Raw genomic sequence first — 14,098 nt, 5'->3', positions numbered from 1 at the left:
CTAGTTTTCTACTTTTTCAGGAATATAGACGTTGTTACCAGGTTTTGCTTTTATTTTGTTCCAAGCAGCGATAGCATCTGTTTTTGATTTTCCTTTGTTGTATGGGTCTTCGAAAAAAGCGCGAGTAAAACGATTGTATTCAAACTGTGTACCGATAGTTGTTTTATAGGATGGTTCTTTTTTACGTTCGTTTTCTTCGTACCAAAACGTTATCGCGTCTTCATACGTTTTTCCGGTATTCTTTTTAAAAAACTTTTGAAGGGCTACTGTAAAGCGGAAGTTTGCTCCAATTTTTTCTTTGAAAAAAGCACGCACATCTTCACTACAGCGGTGATTTTCAGTAATAATTGTTTGAAGAGAAAGATCTTTATAAGAGAGGGAAGCTTTACTTACCTTTTGATGAGAACAGTTTTTTAATATTTTACCTGTAGTTAAATAGTGTGAGATACGCTCGGTTATTTCGATTTTAGAGCCACTAGCTGGTAAATCATGCTCACGACAAAATGTTTGCAGTTCTGTTTTTAACCAATAATAGTTTTGGAAATCTTCAAGGGATATAGGCTTTGTTAAAGGTGGGCGCATGCATATAACAACTTCTTTCTTCCATAATTTCCTTTAATTATAAAACGTATGTTCTTTTTGTGGAAGGATTAATTTATAAATTTAATAGGAAGAGGAGATTACATATGGAAAATGTAATGCAAGTTCGTGTTACTGGGATTTTAATTGAAGGTGAAAAGGTATTGCTAGTAAAACAAAAAGTTGTGAATCGGAATTGGTCTTTACCTGGGGGAAGAGTAGAGAACGGTGAAACGTTAGAAGAAGCGATGATTCGAGAAATGAGAGAAGAAACCGGATTAGAGGTTAGGATTAAGAGACTACTCTATGTTTGTGATAAACCAGATGCTACCCCATCTTTATTGCATATTACATTTCTGCTTGAAAGGATTGCAGGTGAAATCAAGCTTCCGTCTAATGAATTTGATCTTAATCCAATTCATGATGTACAAATGGTAGCGATAGAAGAATTGAGTAGATATGGTTTTTCTGAGAAGTTCATTAAACTTGCATCTGAAAAGTTCTTGAACGCAGGAAGTTATCAAGGATTAAAACAAAACATTGGTTTGTAAACATAAGAGGAGGCTGTTATTTTAGAACAGCCTCCTCTTACTCTATAAGTTGTGTTTATTCTCGTATTTTGTTGGAAAATCGATATTTCTTATAGAATCGTTGATATATTTTGATTTATGATAGATATATTTGAAAAATCGTTAATATAATTTCATTTACTGTATTACTATGTATGAAGCAAAGCAGCAAAGAGGATATCATCCAGTTCAATGACATCCCATTCATAAAATAATTTACACTGCTGACTGTAAAGAAGAAACAAGTTGATTTAAAAACTCATCCCCACTCATAATTGCTTTTCCACCGCCGCGAGCATTCTTTTTATTTCCGCCACCTTTTCCTTCAATAGAAGGGAGGGCATCTTTTAAAAGTGTATTCATATCGAGTGTCACTGCTTTACCACAAGCGAGAATACATTGTAATTTGTCCTCATTTTCAATAACGAAATATGTAATTGCGTGTTCTTGTTGTTCCGTAATAATAGCAGACAGTTTTGCAATTTCTTGCATAGGGCGGTTTGTAAATACTTTAGAAATAAGTATTCCACCGTGTATTTCTAAAGGCTGTTGCAGTAGTTCATTTGCTTCTACAAATAATAGTTTTTCATTCATTGCTTGTACTGCCTTTTCGTTTTCTTTTTGAGAGGTAAGAAGTTGTGCCACTTTTACTGGAATATCAGTTTCGCTACTGTTCAATTGCTTAGAAACATCTGTTAATATTTGTTGATGTTGTCCCATTAATTTAAGAGAACGCCAACCAGCAATAAATATTAAGCGTATACCACCTTTATTGCGCTCCCATCCTAGTACTTGAATAGGGCCTACTTCACCTGCATGTTTCGGGTGTGTTCCGCCACAACCGTTGTAGTCATAGTTTTCGATGATAACAACCCGTATATTTTCTGTCATAGTCGGTTCTTTGCGAAGGGGTAATGCTTTGGCCTCTTCTAAGTTCATCCATTTAATACGAATAGGGTGGTTTTCAAAAACAATTTGATTAGCAATTTGTGCGGCCTTCTCAACAGTTTCTGTAGAAAGGTTAGCAGTTTCTAAATCAATGGTTATAGTTTCTTTTCCAAGATGGAATCCGATCGTCGGTATGTTAAAATGATCCCAAAAAGCAGCGGATAAAATGTGCTGAGCTGTATGTTGCTGCATATGATCAAAACGGCGCTCCCAATCTATTTTACCCTCTACTTCTTCTGTATGTAATTGTTCTATTATGAAATGACGAATTTCTCCATTTACTTCTTCAACGTTACTTACCGGAATACCATTTAAGGTTCCAGTGTCGTGTGGTTGCCCGCCGCCTGTTGGATAAAATGCAGTTTCATTTAAGACAACATATAAGTTTCCTTCTGTATCATGCTCTTGTTTTATAACTTTAGTTGTAAAGGTTTGCTGATAAGCATCGATGTAATATAATTTTTTCTCCAATTTTCTTTCCCCTTTCGTGTTAGCTAGTTTCATTGTAAAGCAATTGAAATTAGTTTCCTAATATTTCAGAAGAAAGAAACTTTTTTTAGAATTTTCTTGCTATAATAAGAAGAAAATGCGGGGGGGAATGAAAATGCCATATGAAAACGGCGTAGATAAGTTGCTTAGTTTAAGCAGAAATATTTCCGAATTATATCGAGAATTAAATGAGATGACCCGGATTTTAACGGATTGTAATCGAGAAAGTGTGAAATTTGATCGGTTATATGTAAAGGAGTTACTTTGGAAAAAAGAAGATGTCATAGAGAAGTATGAACAATTACTCGTCCAGCTTTGTATTAATGAATGCTTTGATTTAAAAAGTGTAATTACTGGCGAATATAAGTATACATATGAAGAAGTAGAAAGCATTGTTTTAGAATTTAATGAAAAGTATAACGTAGCTATTTTGATTAAAGATGTTTGTAAAGAACTACAGTTTACATATGGAATTGATATGGAAATAACGAGAACAGCTCGGGTATAAACATCTCAAGTATAGAAAAAGGAAAAAGAAAGCAGATCCTTTGCTTTCTTTTTTTATGTAGGAAAAGGGAGAGTAGGTTTAAAGATGAAGGGGAAGTTACAAAATATTCATCCACTTGGAATGAGTATCATTATAGGGACATTATTTGCTAGGTTTGCAACTTCAATGAGCATTCCTTTTTTAGCGATTTATTTAACGACTGTTAAAGACGTATCGGCTGGAATGACCGGTGCTATCATTGGAACGAGTGCGCTTGTTGGAGTGTTTGCTAGTTTTATTGGGGGCAATTTATCTGATCGATTTGGTCGAAAGATGATTATAATATGGTCCATGATTGTTTGGGTGTTTGTATTTATAGGATTTTCAGTTGCAGAGCATGTTTTGAGTTTCTTTCTATTAAACGCTTTGAATGGCTTATGTCGTTCTTTTTTTGAACCGACATCAAGAGCTTTATTATCAGATTTAACGAAACCAGAGTATCGTTTACTCGTATATAATTTGCGTTACGGTGCAATAAATGTTGGAGTAGCGATGGGTCCACTTGTTGGATTACAGATTGGAAGTGCAAAATCAACGATTCCTTTTTTAGTAGCCGCTGGAGTGTACATTTTATATACAGTTATATTAGCGTTTCAATTTAAGAAATATCCACTTGATAAAAAGAAAGTAGCTACAGAAAATCCGGTCACAATGTTAAGTGCGGTTCGGATTTTGCGAAAAGACATAGTATTTTTAGTTGCTTTAGTCGGAATCATTTTGAGTAATAGTGGTTTTTCACATTTAACGACGACACTATCTCAATATTTTGCAAATGCACATATATTTCAAGATGGAGTAAAGTTGTTCTCATATATGCTAACTTTAAATGCGATTACAGTAGTAGTTATTCAATACCCTGTTATTCAAATGTGTAAAAAGTATACGCCGTTAGCATCTATTATGGTTGGAACGTTATTTGTGAGCGGGGGATTGTTTGGATTTGGACTAGTAGAATCTATGTTAGGGGCTGCTATATGTACAATTATTTTTACATTCGGAGAAGTATTAATGTTTTCAATGACAGATGTATTTATTGATGAGATAGCTGTTCCACATTTGAAAGGGACATATTTTGGAGCTATGGGATTTTCAGGAATTGGAGTAGTAATTGGTCCTTGGTTTGGCGGGATACTTCTCGATCATTATGGATATCAAAATGGCTTTATAGTATTTTTAATATTAGCTATATTTTCAAGCATAGCGTTCCCAGTTCTTTTAGTGACAAAAGGTTTAATGAAAAAAAGATATATTAGAAATTCTAAAATAGAAATACATGCGAAATAACATGAGCCCGAGCAAACTAAAAGGTTGCTCGGGCTCATGTTTGTGTTTATAGTAATCCTTAATTTGAAAAAAGAACTTTCTTTTCATGTTTATTGGCAACTTCGTTTTTGGAAATATGAATGGCTAAACATCCATTCTCTAAACAGGCTAGCATCTTGTTATAAATGATATTAGTAGGTAAAGGAACAATCCGCTGTAAAGAAGTGTTTTTATAAAGTATACAAATGTTTAGGCCTGTCTCCATCTTTTTAATGAGTACATTTTGTGCAGTTGCATTTGGTACATCTGTTTCCAAAATGTATTCTTGTTCTGTTTCACAAAGGTCAATATGAATTTGATTTGGAAAACTAAAGTTGCTACAAGAATCAGAACAAAATTGATCCATCCATTCTTCGAAACCATCAACATGAAAAAGACAATCCTTCTTTTTCTTGCCCATGAAAGACACCCTCCGTAAAATCTCAATTCATACTATGTTATGCATGAATGAAATAGAGGTGAAGAACAAATAGAAAAATATAAACATTTTATGTGAAAGATACAGTGTGTGTGAATGCTTTTGCTTTACATATCATGATGTGCATGATTTTTTTGACGTGAATGATTACGATTTTTAACTTTGTGAGATCCACTTAAAGGTTCGGGCTGTCCAGAAGATTGCCCTTTTTTCTCGTTTTGACGATTAGATTGATTATTGTTTTTACCCATTGTATTTTACACCTCCTCTCCCTATTTAGAATGAGAGAAGTTTGCGAATTTATACGAGAATGTTTTTTGAGAAACGGGTAAAGATAAGTAGGACTAACTCATATAGGAAGGGGAAAGTGTTATGCCATATCATAAAGATAAGCAACAGGCTTTTCAGGCCGCGCAGCAAGGGGTTGTTCAAGCGGAAAATATATTCAATAATATTGTGAAAAATGACCCGAATTACGGCCATGATTTAAAAGAGTTACGCCAAGAAGTGCAAGAGGCGTACGAACAAATTCAAAATGCACTTGAAGTAGCATCAGAAACGCAGCGTCCACAACTTGAGCAATATGAAAGTAATCTCCAAAATATTATGCGAAATGTAGATCAAATAGAAAAGTGAAAAGGTTGTTGTGAATTCAACAATCTCATTACTTTTAGTGCTACTATGCTGAAACGAAAAATTATTCTATCAATTTTTTCTTTAATTTGTGCAGTACATATATTTCAAGTGGACAAAGTGGAAGCTAAAATGTTGTTAAGAAAAGAGCTAGAGCCAACTGGCTATGTAACATGGGAAGTACCAAATAATGAAAAAATTATCGCAATTACATTTGATGATGGACCGGACCCAACTTATACACCGCAAGTATTAGAGTTATTACGTCAATATAAAGCGGAAGCGACTTTTTTTATGATTGGCTTTCGAGTTCAGCGTAATCCGTACTTAGTAAAGCAAGTGTTGAAAGAAGGGCATGAAATCGGAAATCATACGATGAATCATTTGTATGCGAGTAATTCATCAGATGAAAAATTAGAACATGATATTTTAAATGGAAAGAAATATTTTGAAAAATGGGTGAAAGAACCTTTATTGTTCCGTCCGCCAGGTGGATATATTAATGATGCTGTATTTACTACGGCAAAAAAAGCTGGGTATCAAATTGTTCTATGGTCATGGCATCAAGACCCTCGTGATTGGGCGAATCCAGGTACAGAATCCATAGTAAATCATGTTGTGAAAAATGCTAAAAGTGGAGATATTGTACTGTTGCACGATGGAGGAAGTGATCGTAGTCAAACAGTGGCGGCATTAGCAAAAATTTTACCTGAGCTGAAAAAGCAGGGTTATCGATTTGTAACAGTTTCGGAGTTGTTACGTTATAAACATTAGAGAAAATCCCAAAAGGTATACCTTTTGGGATTTTTCGTTACTGATTCTTTTTTCGTTTTTTATTATTTTGTCGCTCTGCCGGAGTTAAAGGTTCATTTGCGAACTCTTCGTTATAACCAGTTCCTTGTCCTTGTGCGGATGCAGCATTCATTCCTGAAATAGTATGATTTGCTTTTCGTTTACCCATTTTTTCTCACCTCTATAATATTTTTTATAGATAAATCATGAGTTGTTCATAACATATATGAACGTAAAGTAGAGTGCTTTACTTTACAATAATAGTATTTATAAGGAGCATGGACACTATTCAAATTTAGAAAGATAAAGAAAACTTATTATAATCCATAAGTTTCTTATTATTTACTTATTTAGAAAGTTGTAATAAGATATTATCGTAAGGTATTGAAAAGTTTGTCTACATTTTATATTCAGACAAATTAGTCACGTTTAACAGGGGGGAAACATAATGGTCAAACATAATCCATTTCAATCACGTGCAACTTTTGAACTAGATGGAAAGACGTATCATTATTATCAATTGAAAGCGCTTGAAAACGCAGGGGCTGGCAACGTATCTCAATTACCATATTCCGTGAAAGTTTTACTTGAATCTGTACTTCGTCAAGTAGACGGACGCGTAATTACAGAAGAACACGTTACAAATTTAGCGAAATGGGGAACGAAAGATGTTCAAGATATCGATGTTCCGTTTAAACCATCTCGCGTAATCTTACAAGACTTCACAGGTGTTCCAGCTGTTGTAGATTTGGCTTCGCTTCGTAAAGCAATGGCAGACATGGGTGGGGATCCTGACAAAATTAATCCTGAAATTACTGTAGACCTTGTAATTGACCACTCTGTACAGGTTGATAGAGCGGGTACGGCAGACTCGCTTGCATTCAACATGGACTTAGAGTTTAAACGTAATGAAGAACGTTATAAATTTTTAAGCTGGGCACAGAAATCATTTGATAACTACCGTGCAGTTCCACCAGCAACAGGTATTGTACACCAAGTAAATCTTGAATATTTAGCACCGGTTGTTCATGCGGTGAAAAATGCTGAAGGTGACTTAGTTGCATACCCAGATTCATTAGTTGGAACAGACTCACATACAACAATGATTAATGGTATCGGTGTTCTTGGATGGGGCGTTGGTGGTATTGAAGCAGAAGCAGGAATGCTTGGACAGCCTTCATATTTCCCAGTACCTGAAGTAATTGGTGTGAAATTAACTGGTACACTTCCAAGTGGTACAACAGCAACTGACGTTGCATTAAAAGTAACACAAGTATTACGTCAAAAAGGTGTAGTTGGTAAATTTGTTGAGTTCTTCGGTAATGGACTAAAGAGCATGCCTTTAGCTGACCGCGCAACAATTTCAAATATGGCACCAGAATACGGTGCAACTTGTGGATTCTTCCCAATCGACGACATTTCATTAGAATACTTACGTTTAACAGGTAGAGATGAAGAGCAAATTCGCGTTGTTGAAGAATATTGTAAAGCAAATGGCTTATTCTATACAGCAGACAGCAAAGATCCAATCTATACTGATCTTGTTGAAATTGATTTAAATACAATTGAATCTAATCTTTCTGGACCGAAACGTCCGCAAGATTTAATCCCACTTTCAAATATGAAAGAGGAGTTCCATAAAGCTGTTGTAGCACCAGTTGGAACACAAGGACTTGGATTCAATGAGCAAGAGTTCGATAAAGAAGTGAAAGTTACATTGAAAGATCAAGAAGTAACGATGAAAACAGGTGGAATTGCAATCGCTGCAATTACAAGCTGTACAAATACGTCAAATCCGTACGTGTTAATTGGAGCAGGGTTAGTTGCGAAGAAAGCAATTGAAAAAGGACTTAAAGTACCTGGTTACGTAAAAACATCGTTAGCACCAGGATCTAAAGTTGTTACAGAGTACTTAGATAAGTCTGGTTTAACAACGTATTTAGATCAATTAGGTTTCCAAACAGTTGGTTACGGCTGTACGACTTGTATCGGTAACTCTGGTCCATTAGCAGAGGAATTAGAAGAAGCAATCGCAGCAAATGATTTATTAGTAACATCTGTTTTATCTGGTAACCGTAACTTTGAAGGTCGTATTCACCCACTTGTAAAGGCAAACTACTTAGCATCACCACCACTTGTTGTGGCATATGCACTTGCAGGTACTGTTGATATTGACCTGAAAAATGATGAAATCGGTAAAGATGTAAATGGTAATGCTGTTTACTTTAATGATATTTGGCCATCAGCTAAAGAAATTGAAGATGTAGTTCAAAGTGTTGTTACATCTGAATTGTTCAAAAAAGAATATGCACAAGTATTTAACAGCAATGAGCGCTGGAATGAAATCCAAACTTCAAATGAAGCTTTATATACTTGGGATAATGATTCAACATACATTCAAAACCCACCGTTCTTCGAAGGATTATCTAAAGAGCCAGGTGAAGTTGAAACATTATCAGGTTTACGCATAGTTGGTAAATTTGGTGATTCTGTAACAACAGACCACATTTCACCAGCAGGTTCAATTGGTAAGCACACGCCAGCTGGACGTTATTTACTAGAAAACGGCGTACAACCAGTCGACTTTAACTCTTACGGTTCTCGTCGTGGTAACCATGAAGTTATGATGCGTGGTACATTTGCAAACATCCGTATTAAAAACCAAATCGCACCAGGAACAGAAGGCGGATATACAACATATTGGCCAACTGGTGAAGTAACATCTATCTATGATGCTGCTATGAAATATAAAGAAGATGGCACAGGCCTTCTAGTTGTTGCTGGTAAAGACTACGGTATGGGAAGTTCTCGTGACTGGGCTGCGAAAGGTACAAACTTATTAGGTATTAAAGCAGTAATCGCAGAAAGCTTCGAGCGTATTCACCGCAGTAACTTAGTATTAATGGGCGTATTACCATTACAATTTAAAGATGGCGACAGTGCTGAAACATTAGGTCTTGTTGGTGATGAGTCATTTGAAATTCAAATTGACAAAACGGTTAGACCACGCGATCTTGTAAAAGTAGTTGCAATCGATGCAGAAGGCAAAGAGAAGCAATTTGAAGTAGTGGCTCGTTTTGATAGTGAAGTTGAAATTGACTACTACCGTCACGGTGGTATCTTGCAAATGGTTCTTCGTTCGAAAATCGAAGAGTCTAAAGTGTCAAACTAAATAATTGAAATGAATGATAAGGAAGCTAACATTTGTTAGCTTTCTTACTTTATGTACAGAGGGAAAGGGATGAAACCATTTGGTTTCATCCCTTTCCTTTTATTATGCAAAATTGGAGGAATGACAATGAATGAGTATAGAAGAATAATGTTGCCGCTGTTGCAAGAAAAGCTATTGCTAATTAGTGCGATTTGTAGCGGAATAGTAGCTGCCATTTTAAATTTATCCCGTCCGCTATTTATGGGGCTAATTGTAGATAACCTTATTCAGCGGGACTTAAAAGGTACGTATGTATATATTGCTTTGTTTGCGGGGAGCCGCTTTTTGATGTGGGTGAACAATCTGTTATTTGATTATGTAAGCTCAAAAGTAAGTCAGCGAATATTACGAGAGAAGCGTATAGATGTATTACGTCATTTTTTCTTATTACCGTTTGAAGAAAGTGAGAAGGTAAAACAAGGGGAGTTAGAAACATTAGTCGTTTCTGATATTCCGAATTGGGTAAGGTTATATGGATCATTAATAGAATACATCCACGCCATTGCACAATTTATTGGTGCGTTCATAGCTCTACAACATATCGATGTACAGTTCATATGGTGGATAACCCCGTTTTTATTTTTAAGTGCAATTGTTCCAATGATTATGGGGGAAAAAGTAAGAAATATTGCAAGTATTGCTCAAAAAAATCAATCAAGTGTTGTAGAGATGATGTCACAGTTTGTAAAAGGTATACAAGATTTAGGTAGTTTACAAAAAGAAAAATGGGCAATTCATTTGTTTAAAGGAGTGACGGCACAATCTTATAAAACAGAAGTAAAGAAGACGATGATACAACATTGTATTGGGATAGTTGGAACGGTAATAGAAACAGGAGCATATATAGTTGTTCTTATTGTAGGAGCAAAAAAAATAATAAAAGGGGATATGGAAGTCGGTTTGCTTGTGGCGGTATTAGCTACAATTGAGATGTTATTTTTCCCCGTTCGTTATGCGAGTGATTTATTGATGATGACACAAGTTGCTATTGCTTCGGCAAATCGAGTTTTTGGCTTTTTAGATATACCGGCTGAATACAGAAATGTAGAAAGAGCGATGGGAATGAAATTAACAAACGTTTCATTTCAAGAGAACGGTGAAGAGAGATGTAGAATTAAAAATATACATTTGCAAATTAATCCTGGCGAACTCGTTATTATTGTAGGGGAAAGTGGTGCAGGAAAAACAACGCTTTTAAAATTAATAACGGGTTTGTATAAACCATCTAACGGTAGCATTGTTTATTATGGTAATGGGGCTCGTATGACTACAGTGTGGCAAGAATCTCGTTTCTTTCGTACGACAGTAAAAGAGAATATGTATTTTGGGGAAGGGGTCTTAGAAAAACAGTTAGAAAAAAATATTGAACTTGTAAATGCGAAGTCAATTATTAGGAGTTTATCTAAAGGGATTCAGACTGTACTACATAAAAGCGGTGAAGAGTTTTCGGGAGGAGAGAGAAAGCGTCTTGCGTTATTGCGAGCGATTGTATCAAATCCGAATCTCATTATTCTAGATGAACCGACTGCGGGATTAGATCTGAGCAATCAAGAAGTGGTTTGGAATATGCTTAGAGGGCTAGAGGGGAATGTAACGAGAATTGTGACGACACATGATGTCGAGAGGGCGATGATAGCGGATCGGATTGTTGTCATGAAGAATGGGATTATTGTGGAATGTGGGGATCCTAGAGAATTATTAAATTGTAAGTCATTGTTTAAAGAGATGCTAATAAAAAGATAAGAGCTATATAGCGCTCTTATCTTTACTCGGCATTATTAAGTTGATACGTATAGGAATCAGGGTCATTAGTACTAAATTCTTTGACTAGAGTAAGTTGATTCGTATCTGGATTATATTTAAAGATTTTGATTGTACGTTCGCTACTTAGTGATGGATTATATTCTTGAATAGCAAATGTATTTTCAGCAATCTGTGTCATATTACTGGTTGAAACGTTTTCTACGGCATCATGATTTGTAGAAATTTTAACAACTCTTTCACCGTTGAAAAATAAAAGAACGATTACTAAAACAACTAAACATATTCGTATATAGCGAAGTTCTTTACTTATAGGATGTTCTCCCAAAATAATCATCCTTTCTATAACTATTGTATAGTAGTGGTAGTCATCGTGAAGAAACTAAGAATACCGAGACCGGCTAAAAGGATAAATGAGATTAAAGCGATAAAGAGACAAATACGCCCAACTTGCTTTTTTTCAGAATCTTTACTGAAGAGTGAGATGATCCAAGTGATAATCCCGATTGGGGAAAATATAAAACTAAGAATATATAAAAGTATTTTTTCGAATAAATTCATAAAATCCCCCTTTTTGAAAGTTCTATATGTGTAGTTTTCGTCGTATTAGTGCTGCCGTTATGTAGGAAAGTACAGAATAAACAGCACTATAAACAATCCAAGCGTCTAAGTTTTGTAAAGCTAGGTGTATATTAAATTTAGAGACGATAATGAAAAATATAAGTGGAACAGTAAAAGAAATAATAATTGCAGCCCATTTGAATTTGTATAGCAAGTAGCTAAAACAAATACATAGTAATGGTAAAGTGAAAAAAACAAAAGTGAAAGGGTTGATAAGTAATTGTAAAATACATATCACCTCGCAAGTTTTGTATTTATTTCTAATTATATGATAAAAAGGGAAATATTTCATCCGGACTATAAATATTCTAACTATTTCGACTGTGAATATTTCCAAGCTTGTCCGTATAAGCTAAAATAAGGTATATAGTATGTAGTTAATTATGTTATAAGAAGATAAACACGTAAGGGTGATATAATATGTGGCGGAAGCTTACCATTATTGTAGTGTTACTTTGTTTAGCGGGATATGCAGCTTATGAACAGTTTGGTAAAGAGGATCAAGTAATGCAAGAAAAGCCTGCCAAAAGTGAAGCTGCTATGAAAGAGATTTTCGCAAGGAACGGTATTGAAATTGGAAAGAGCGCACCAGATTTTGAATTAGCAAAGATAGATGGAACGAATGTAAAGTTATCCGATTTAAAAGGAAAGAAAGTTATTTTAAACTTTTGGGCAACGTGGTGTGGGCCTTGTCAGCAAGAAATGCCTGATATGGAGGCCTTTTATAAAGAACATAAAGAAAACGTAGAAATTTTAGCTATAAACTATACTCCTTCAGAAAAAGGAGGGGGAGAAGAAAAGGTAAGGAACTTCGCTAAAGAAAAAGGAATTACTTTTCCTATTTTATTGGACAAGAACATTGATGTGACAACAGCGTATAAAGTAATTACCATTCCAACTTCTTATTTTATTGATACAGAAGGTGTTATTCAAGATAAGTTTATTGGACCGATGACACAAAAAGAGATGGAAAAACGGATCGCGAAATTAAAATAATTAGTAAAAAGGCAGAGATGGAAATGGACCATTTCTGCCTTTTCTTTTTCATGGAGTGATGACTTCGTGATATGATAAAGAAAAACTTTAATCATAGGGGGATGAACATCCCCCCATGATTATTAGCCCGCACCAATCGGGCATTTACAGGTAGCCGCAAATAGCGGGGGAAAAGAAATGTAACTGTTAATAACAGATGAGGGAGTGTATGGATTGGGGAATGTATCCTTACCATTAGATTATGTTGTAATTGATTTTGAAACGACAGGGTTTAACCCCTATAATGATAAGATTATCCAAGTGGCAGCTGTGAAGTACCGTAATCATGAAATGATTGATCAATTTGTATCGTATGTGAATCCAGAGCGTCCAATTCCGAGCCGAATTACGAGTTTAACAGGTATTACGAATTATCGTGTTTCAGACGCACCAACAATTGCAGAAGTATTGCCTTTGTTTTTGGCATTTCTAGATACAAATATTATCGTGGCACATAATGCTTCTTTTGATATGCGTTTTTTAAAGAGTAATGTAAATATGCTTGGACTACCTGAGCCTAAAAATAACGTTATTGATACTGTGTTTTTAGCTAAAAAATATATGAAGCATGCGCCTAATCATAAACTTGAAACGTTAAAACGAATGCTTGGAATTCGCTTAAGTTCTCATAATGCATTTGACGACTGTATTACGTGTGCGGCTGTTTATCAAAAATGTGCAGCCGTTGAAGAAGAAGGAAAAAGAAAAGCGAATAAGGAAGTACTTGATGAAACAGCGGTATTTGAAGCAGTAAAAGAAATGCTTGTACGAAATAAACGTGATATTGAGTGGATTCGTTGTATGAATGTTGGGAGTTATTTAGATATAAAAGCCTTTTACCCAATTATAAGGTTAAAGGTCAAAGGGCGAAAGAAATATGTGTTAACAGAAAAAATGGAAGACGATGTAAGAGAAATTTGTACGAGCTTAACATACGAGGCAGCATTGAAAAGTGAGATTGGCAACACGAGAATTATGATTGACAGTGTAGAGGACATTTTGAAGCTAGAGAGCTACATTGTAGAAGAATACGATTCTGTATTACGAGCGCTGGATGAATATAGGGCAAATAAAGTAAATGCGGATGAAGAAATTAAAAAATATTTAAATATGATGGTGTAAAAAATCCCATGTGCAATATATGCGCATGGGATTTTTTATCAAAACATAAA

At 35.2% G+C, this 14,098-nt stretch carries 16 protein-coding genes; 9 read left to right on the top strand and 7 right to left on the bottom strand.

The window, feature by feature from the left end:
* Positions 1-582 carry a DUF6434 domain-containing protein gene (locus tag DET63_RS05435; RefSeq protein ID WP_113936081.1) on the bottom strand — a complete coding sequence of 194 codons (582 nt, stop codon included), beginning with the start codon at positions 580-582 and terminating at the stop codon, positions 1-3.
* A gap of 104 nt (positions 583-686) precedes the next feature.
* Here DET63_RS05435 and DET63_RS05430 point away from each other — a divergent pair, with 104 nt between their 5' ends.
* A complete protein-coding gene (locus DET63_RS05430) occupies positions 687-1,130 on the top strand; it encodes an NUDIX hydrolase (protein WP_113936080.1) in 444 nt (147 codons plus the stop codon).
* A gap of 234 nt (positions 1,131-1,364) precedes the next feature.
* Here DET63_RS05430 and DET63_RS05425 read toward each other — a convergent pair whose 3' ends face one another.
* Positions 1,365-2,567 (bottom strand): alanyl-tRNA editing protein, encoded by a 1,203-nt coding sequence (locus DET63_RS05425; RefSeq protein ID WP_181777893.1) that lies wholly within the window; start codon positions 2,565-2,567, stop codon positions 1,365-1,367.
* A 133-nt stretch (positions 2,568-2,700) separates the two neighbouring features.
* Here DET63_RS05425 and DET63_RS05420 point away from each other — a divergent pair, with 133 nt between their 5' ends.
* Together DET63_RS05420 and DET63_RS05415 are read left to right on the top strand one after the other, a co-directional pair.
* The gene (locus DET63_RS05420; RefSeq protein ID WP_002137716.1) at positions 2,701-3,093 is read left to right on the top strand and encodes a hypothetical protein; all 393 of its coding nucleotides are present in this window, start codon (positions 2,701-2,703) and stop codon (positions 3,091-3,093) included.
* 84 nt (positions 3,094-3,177) lie between these two features.
* A complete protein-coding gene (locus DET63_RS05415) occupies positions 3,178-4,416 on the top strand; it encodes an MDR family MFS transporter (protein WP_002014277.1) in 1,239 nt (412 codons plus the stop codon).
* Positions 4,417-4,474: 58 nt separating this feature from the next.
* Here the strand turns inward: DET63_RS05415 and DET63_RS05410 are convergent, their stop codons facing one another.
* Positions 4,475-4,855, bottom strand: coding sequence for an Hsp20/alpha crystallin family protein (locus DET63_RS05410; RefSeq protein ID WP_002014278.1), 381 nt, complete (start codon positions 4,853-4,855; stop codon positions 4,475-4,477).
* A gap of 125 nt (positions 4,856-4,980) precedes the next feature.
* Positions 4,981-5,124, bottom strand: a complete 144-nt coding sequence (locus tag DET63_RS05405; protein WP_002014281.1) for a small acid-soluble spore protein P — start codon at positions 5,122-5,124, stop codon at positions 4,981-4,983.
* 121 nt (positions 5,125-5,245) lie between these two features.
* On the opposite strand from DET63_RS05405, the gene DET63_RS05400 reads away from it, so the two are divergent.
* The gene (locus DET63_RS05400; RefSeq protein WP_002014282.1) at positions 5,246-5,509 is read left to right on the top strand and encodes a hypothetical protein; all 264 of its coding nucleotides are present in this window, start codon (positions 5,246-5,248) and stop codon (positions 5,507-5,509) included.
* 45 nt (positions 5,510-5,554) lie between these two features.
* Positions 5,555-6,280: a polysaccharide deacetylase family sporulation protein PdaB gene (pdaB, locus tag DET63_RS05395; RefSeq protein ID WP_002066634.1), complete on the top strand. Its 726-nt coding sequence runs from the start codon at positions 5,555-5,557 to the stop codon at positions 6,278-6,280.
* A gap of 37 nt (positions 6,281-6,317) precedes the next feature.
* Here the strand turns inward: pdaB and sspO are convergent, their stop codons facing one another.
* Positions 6,318-6,467: an acid-soluble spore protein SspO gene (sspO, locus tag DET63_RS05390; protein ID WP_000518057.1), complete on the bottom strand. Its 150-nt coding sequence runs from the start codon at positions 6,465-6,467 to the stop codon at positions 6,318-6,320.
* 279 nt (positions 6,468-6,746) lie between these two features.
* On the opposite strand from sspO, the gene acnA reads away from it, so the two are divergent.
* Together acnA and DET63_RS05380 are read left to right on the top strand one after the other, a co-directional pair.
* On the top strand, positions 6,747-9,470 hold the full coding sequence (gene acnA / locus DET63_RS05385; protein ID WP_113936078.1) for an aconitate hydratase AcnA: 2,724 nt from the start codon (positions 6,747-6,749) through the stop codon (positions 9,468-9,470).
* A 69-nt stretch (positions 9,471-9,539) separates the two neighbouring features.
* Entirely contained in the window at positions 9,540-11,252 is a 1,713-nt protein-coding gene (locus tag DET63_RS05380; RefSeq protein ID WP_113936077.1) for an ABC transporter ATP-binding protein, read from the top strand.
* A gap of 22 nt (positions 11,253-11,274) precedes the next feature.
* On the opposite strand, the gene DET63_RS05375 is transcribed toward DET63_RS05380, so the two are convergent.
* On the bottom strand, positions 11,275-11,607 hold the full coding sequence (locus tag DET63_RS05375; RefSeq protein ID WP_113936076.1) for a YmzC family protein: 333 nt from the start codon (positions 11,605-11,607) through the stop codon (positions 11,275-11,277).
* An 11-nt stretch (positions 11,608-11,618) separates the two neighbouring features.
* The gene (locus DET63_RS05370) at positions 11,619-11,831 is read right to left on the bottom strand and encodes a hypothetical protein (RefSeq protein ID WP_016092077.1); all 213 of its coding nucleotides are present in this window, start codon (positions 11,829-11,831) and stop codon (positions 11,619-11,621) included.
* A gap of 480 nt (positions 11,832-12,311) precedes the next feature.
* Between DET63_RS05370 and DET63_RS05360 the strand changes: the two genes are divergently transcribed.
* Together DET63_RS05360 and DET63_RS05355 are read left to right on the top strand one after the other, a co-directional pair.
* Positions 12,312-12,887: a TlpA family protein disulfide reductase gene (locus tag DET63_RS05360; protein WP_002190375.1), complete on the top strand. Its 576-nt coding sequence runs from the start codon at positions 12,312-12,314 to the stop codon at positions 12,885-12,887.
* 213 nt (positions 12,888-13,100) lie between these two features.
* Positions 13,101-14,048, top strand: a complete 948-nt coding sequence (locus tag DET63_RS05355) for a 3'-5' exonuclease (RefSeq protein ID WP_016092076.1) — start codon at positions 13,101-13,103, stop codon at positions 14,046-14,048.
* Positions 14,049-14,098: the final 50 nt, after the last annotated feature.

The organism is Bacillus sp. DB-2 (assembly GCF_003315125.1).
GTDB lineage: Bacteria > Bacillota > Bacilli > Bacillales > Bacillaceae_G > Bacillus_A > Bacillus_A mycoides.
Note: the sequence above shows the minus strand (reverse complement) of the source record. Positions and strands in the feature narration are given on the sequence as shown.

What these genes read in the sequence shown, in the direction of transcription:
- DET63_RS05435 (WP_113936081.1), bottom strand. Translation starts at nt 582, where the DNA reads ATGCGCCCACCTTTAACAAAGCCTATATCCCTTGAAGATTTCCAAAAC.
- DET63_RS05430 (WP_113936080.1), top strand. Translation starts at nt 687, where the DNA reads ATGGAAAATGTAATGCAAGTTCGTGTTACTGGGATTTTAATTGAAGGT.
- DET63_RS05420 (WP_002137716.1), top strand. Translation starts at nt 2,701, where the DNA reads ATGCCATATGAAAACGGCGTAGATAAGTTGCTTAGTTTAAGCAGAAAT.
- DET63_RS05415 (WP_002014277.1), top strand. Translation starts at nt 3,178, where the DNA reads ATGAAGGGGAAGTTACAAAATATTCATCCACTTGGAATGAGTATCATT.
- DET63_RS05410 (WP_002014278.1), bottom strand. Translation starts at nt 4,855, where the DNA reads ATGGGCAAGAAAAAGAAGGATTGTCTTTTTCATGTTGATGGTTTCGAA.
- DET63_RS05405 (WP_002014281.1), bottom strand. Translation starts at nt 5,124, where the DNA reads ATGGGTAAAAACAATAATCAATCTAATCGTCAAAACGAGAAAAAAGGG.
- DET63_RS05400 (WP_002014282.1), top strand. Translation starts at nt 5,246, where the DNA reads ATGCCATATCATAAAGATAAGCAACAGGCTTTTCAGGCCGCGCAGCAA.
- pdaB (WP_002066634.1), top strand. Translation starts at nt 5,555, where the DNA reads ATGCTGAAACGAAAAATTATTCTATCAATTTTTTCTTTAATTTGTGCA.
- sspO (WP_000518057.1), bottom strand. Translation starts at nt 6,467, where the DNA reads ATGGGTAAACGAAAAGCAAATCATACTATTTCAGGAATGAATGCTGCA.
- acnA (WP_113936078.1), top strand. Translation starts at nt 6,747, where the DNA reads ATGGTCAAACATAATCCATTTCAATCACGTGCAACTTTTGAACTAGAT.
- DET63_RS05380 (WP_113936077.1), top strand. Translation starts at nt 9,540, where the DNA reads ATGAAACCATTTGGTTTCATCCCTTTCCTTTTATTATGCAAAATTGGA.
- DET63_RS05375 (WP_113936076.1), bottom strand. Translation starts at nt 11,607, where the DNA reads ATGATTATTTTGGGAGAACATCCTATAAGTAAAGAACTTCGCTATATA.
- DET63_RS05370 (WP_016092077.1), bottom strand. Translation starts at nt 11,831, where the DNA reads ATGAATTTATTCGAAAAAATACTTTTATATATTCTTAGTTTTATATTT.
- DET63_RS05360 (WP_002190375.1), top strand. Translation starts at nt 12,312, where the DNA reads ATGTGGCGGAAGCTTACCATTATTGTAGTGTTACTTTGTTTAGCGGGA.